Source organism: Pauljensenia hongkongensis (assembly GCF_001746855.1).
Classification (GTDB): Bacteria; Actinomycetota; Actinomycetes; order Actinomycetales; family Actinomycetaceae; genus Pauljensenia; species Pauljensenia hongkongensis.
In genome coordinates, this window is record NZ_CP017298.1 from 1,719,494 (window position 1) to 1,723,403 (window position 3,910).

Here is a 3,910-nt window from a genome sequence, read left to right on the forward strand (position 1 = left end):
CGCACCGGCCTCCTACTGCGCCCCCGGCCCGCCGCGCGGGCGCCCGCTCCGCCCGCCCCATCGGGCGTGTACTGTGGGTCCCGTCCGCGCCCACTCGGCGCCGCGCCCCCGAACGCACCCGCCCCGGCCGGGGCCCAGCACCGTGGAGGAACAGATGACGCGCATCCTGTGCATCGACAACTACGACTCCTTCGTGTACACGATCGTCGGGTACCTGCGCCACCTCGGCGCCCGGGTCGACGTCGTCCGCAATGACGCGGTGGATCCCCAGTGGCACGACGGCGCCTACGACGGCGTCCTCGTCTCGCCCGGCCCCGGCGACCCCGCCGGCGCGGGCGCCACCTTGCGGACCATCGCCGAGTGCGCAGAGCGCGCGGTCCCCATGCTGGGGGTCTGCCTCGGCATGCAGGCGCTCGGCGAGCTCTACGGCGGCGCCGTCGGGCACGCCCCCGAACTCATGCACGGGAAGACCTCGGTCATCACCCACGACGGGAAGGGCGTGTTCGCGGGCGTCCCCTCGCCCCTGACCGTCACGCGCTACCACTCGCTGGCGGTCGACCCGGCCACCGTTCCCAGTGCGCTGGAGGTCAGCGCCTCCACCAGCTCCGGGATCGTCATGGGCCTGCGCCACCGCGACCTGCCCCTGGAGGGCGTGCAATTCCACCCCGAGTCCGTCATGACCCAGTCCGGGCACCTCATGTTCGCCAACTGGCTGGCGGTGTGCGGCGACGGGGGCGCTCCCGCCCGTGCGGCCACCATGGCGCCCGTGGTCGCCCGGCGCTCCAGCCTCTGAGGCGCAGGGGCCGGGCAGCGGGCGCTCGACCCATTGCCCGGCCCCTGGGGGCGGTTCGCGCGCTAATGGCTGGTCGGCGTGGGAGTGGGCGTGCCGTTGCCCTTCCCCTTGGAGACCTTCACATTCACCTGGGTCCCCTTGTTGACCTTCTGCCCCTCGGCGGGGTCGATGCTCACCACCTGCCCCTTCGGCTTGTCCGAGTCCACCTCGGTCATGTTCGGCTTCAGGCCCACCCCCTCCAGAGCGGCTTTCGCGTCCTCCGCGGACGTGCCGACCACAGTGGGGATGGTGACCTGGTTGTTGCCGCTGGAGATGGTCACGTTCACCTTCGCGCCCTTCTGCGCGGAGGAGCCGGCCTCCGGATCCGAGTACACGATCTGGTCCTTCGGCTGTTCGGAGTCGTCGGTGAAGTCCACGGTCCCGAGTTTGAGGCCGACGTTCTCCAGCGCGGACCGGGCCTGCTCCTGCTTCATGCCGGACAAATCGGGCACGGCAACGGTGTCCGAGCCAGACGACAGGTACCCGGTGACAGTCGAACCGGCCTTGACCTTCGAGGCCGACGAGGGGTTGACCTTCGCGACCTTGCCCTCGCCGACCTCTTCCGAGGCGACCCGGTCGCTCGAGACCTCCCACTTGAGGCCGACGGCCTCCACGGCCCTCTTGGCGTCGTCGGGGCTCATCCCCACGAGGGAGTCGGGGACCGCGACCGAGTCGGGGCCGCTGGACAGCGTCGCCGTGATGGTCGACCCCTCCTCGGCCTGCTCTCCGCCGGGAGGGTTCGTCGAGACGACCGACCCCTCGGCGACACTGTCGGAGGCCACCCTGTCGGCCGCGATCGCCCACGTGAAGCCCGCGGACTCGACCTGCGCCTTCGCCTCCGCCTGCGTGTAGCCGACCACGTTGGGGACGGCCGCAGTGGCCGGCTTGCCCTTCCAATTCGCCAGCGCGTACACGGAGGATCCGATGACGAGCAGTGCGAGGGCGATGAGCGAGCCGATGAGCATGGCACGGCGCTTGCGGGCGCGCGCCTCGTCCTCCTCGTTCGCCCCGTTCGCCGGGGTCGGGGCGGGGCCCTGCGCGCCCTGCCCCTGCCTCGCGGGGTTCGCGATCACCGTGGAGGTGGGCGAGGCAGCCGCCGAAAGGGGGATCGTCGCGGCAGTCTGGTCCTGCCGGGGCATCTGCCCCATCCACACGGAGGTCTCCGGGGCCGAGACGCCGAGGCCGCGGGAAACCCGCATGAGGTCGGCCAGCATCGCGTCGGCGCTGGCGTAGCGCTGGTCGCGGTCCTTCGCCAGCGCCTTCATGACGACGCGGTCGAGGGCATCGGGGATGTCCGCGGTGATCGACGAGGGGATGGGGGGCATCTGCCCCACGTGCTGGTAGGCGACCGCGACCGCCGAGTCCCCCTTGAAGGGCGGGCGCCCGGTGAGGAGCTCGAAGAGGACGACGCCCGTCGAGTACAGGTCGGACCGGGCGTCCACCTGCTCGCCGCGCGCCTGCTCGGGCGACAGGTACTGCGCGGTCCCCACGACGGCGTTCGTCTGGGTCATGGTCGCCTGCGAGTCGGTGAGGGCGCGGGCGATGCCGAAGTCCATCACCTTCACCTTGCCGTCGTTGGTCAGCATGATGTTCCCGGGCTTGATGTCCCGGTGGACCAAGTGGGCGGCGTGGGAGTACTCGAGGGCCTGGAGCACGCCCCCGACGATCTCGATGGCCTCGTTGATGGGGACCGGCATCCCGTCGGAGATGAGCTCCTTGACGGTGTGCCCCTCCACGTACTCCATGACGATGAAGGGGATCGAGATGGCCCGCCCCTGCGCGTCCTCGATCATCTCCTCGCCGGTGTCGTAGACGGCGACGATGTTCGGGTGGTTCAACGAGGCGGCAGACTGCGCCTCGCGGCGGAACCGCGCCTGGAAGATCGAGTCCAGTGCCAGGTCGCGGCGCAGCATCTTGATGGCGATCACACGCGACAAGCGGGTGTCGAATCCCAAGTGCACCTCCGCCATGCCCCCGCGCCCAATCAGGGAGCGGACCTCATAGCGTCCGGCTAAACGGCGGGCCACGGGCTCTGCCATGTCCTGACCTCCTCGGTAGGGGTAGTCCCTGCGTGCGCGGACAGCAGGGAACCGATCATGTGCTTGATCGTAACGGCTGCGAGGACGACGAGCGCCAGAACGACGAGGGCGACGATCACAGCCCTGAGAACGCGCTTGCCCAGGGGAACGGGTGGGGAGACAACAGAACGATTGTACTTCGTCGCCTTCGGGGGCTGTGTCGAATGCGCCGCCCTGGCGTCCAGGGCGTGCCAGCGGGGCTTGTCCGGATCCGGTTCAGTGCGCTGCTCGAACACCGAACGGCGGGGGCGGACGGGCGCGGTGGGAGTGCCCGACTTCTTCTTCGCAGCGGGGCGGGGCGGGGGCACCGTCCCGAGGATGCGCGCCACCGACGGCGATTTGCGCGTGATAACGGCCCCGTCGTCCTCGCTGCGCTCACGCCGTTCACGGCGCTCACGGCGGGCCTCCTCGCGCCTGCGCTCCTCCGCCTCGGCGCGCTCCCTGCGCTCGCGCTCCTGCCTGGCGGCGGCTTCGGCTTCGGCGCGCTGGCGCTCCTCCTCAGCCCGGCGCTCCTCCTCGCGGGTGCGCCTGGCCTCTGCCGCCGCGTCCTCCCGGTCGCGGGCCTTCTGGCGCTCCCTGAGCCTGCGGGTCAGTGCCTCCAGGCGCAGTGCCTCCTCCGCCTCGGACCTGGTCATCCCCGTATCGGTGACGGCGGCGTGGCGGCCGGTTGTGGTGGTGTCGGGCGCGGGGGCGCGGGGGCTGGTGAGGTCGGGGACGGTGAGCGGGGGGTGCTCCGTCCCGGTGTCGGTGACGGCGGCGTGGCGGCCGGTCGTGGTGGTGTCGGGCGCGGGGGCGCGGGGGCTGGTGAGGTCGGGGACGGTGAGCGGGGGCTGGTCCCCGGGCGCCCGCTTCGCGCGGGTGCGGGGAGAGGGCTTGGTCTCCACAGCCGGGTCGGTGGGCGCCTCGACGCCGACCGAGGCGCGCAACTGGGCGGGCATGGCCGAGCGAGCGGTCGCCACCCCCGGCTCCGCGTCCGCGACGGCGGCGGGCGCCACCGCCG

2 protein-coding genes and 1 pseudogene are annotated in these 3,910 nt (G+C 71.9%); 1 reads left to right on the forward strand and 2 read right to left on the reverse strand.

All coding sequences use genetic code 11. The features are described from left to right. The first annotated feature begins 154 nt into the window (after positions 1-154). Positions 155-793, forward strand: coding sequence for an anthranilate synthase component II (locus BH719_RS07120; protein WP_034255360.1), 639 nt, complete (start codon positions 155-157; stop codon positions 791-793). A 62-nt stretch (positions 794-855) separates the two neighbouring features. Here the strand turns inward: BH719_RS07120 and pknB are convergent, their stop codons facing one another. Further along, positions 856-2,871, reverse strand: a complete 2,016-nt coding sequence (gene pknB, locus BH719_RS07125; protein ID WP_009744142.1) for a Stk1 family PASTA domain-containing Ser/Thr kinase — start codon at positions 2,869-2,871, stop codon at positions 856-858. After that, positions 2,844-3,910, reverse strand: a pseudogene (locus BH719_RS07130) (hypothetical protein); the annotation flags it as partial. The gene pknB and the pseudogene BH719_RS07130, both read right to left, overlap by 28 nt.

Bases quoted from the DNA above. Each gene is read 5' to 3' on its own strand.
- BH719_RS07120 (WP_034255360.1), top strand. From the start codon at position 155: ATGACGCGCATCCTGTGCATCGACAACTACGACTCCTTCGTGTACACG.
- pknB (WP_009744142.1), bottom strand. From the start codon at position 2,871: ATGGCAGAGCCCGTGGCCCGCCGTTTAGCCGGACGCTATGAGGTCCGC.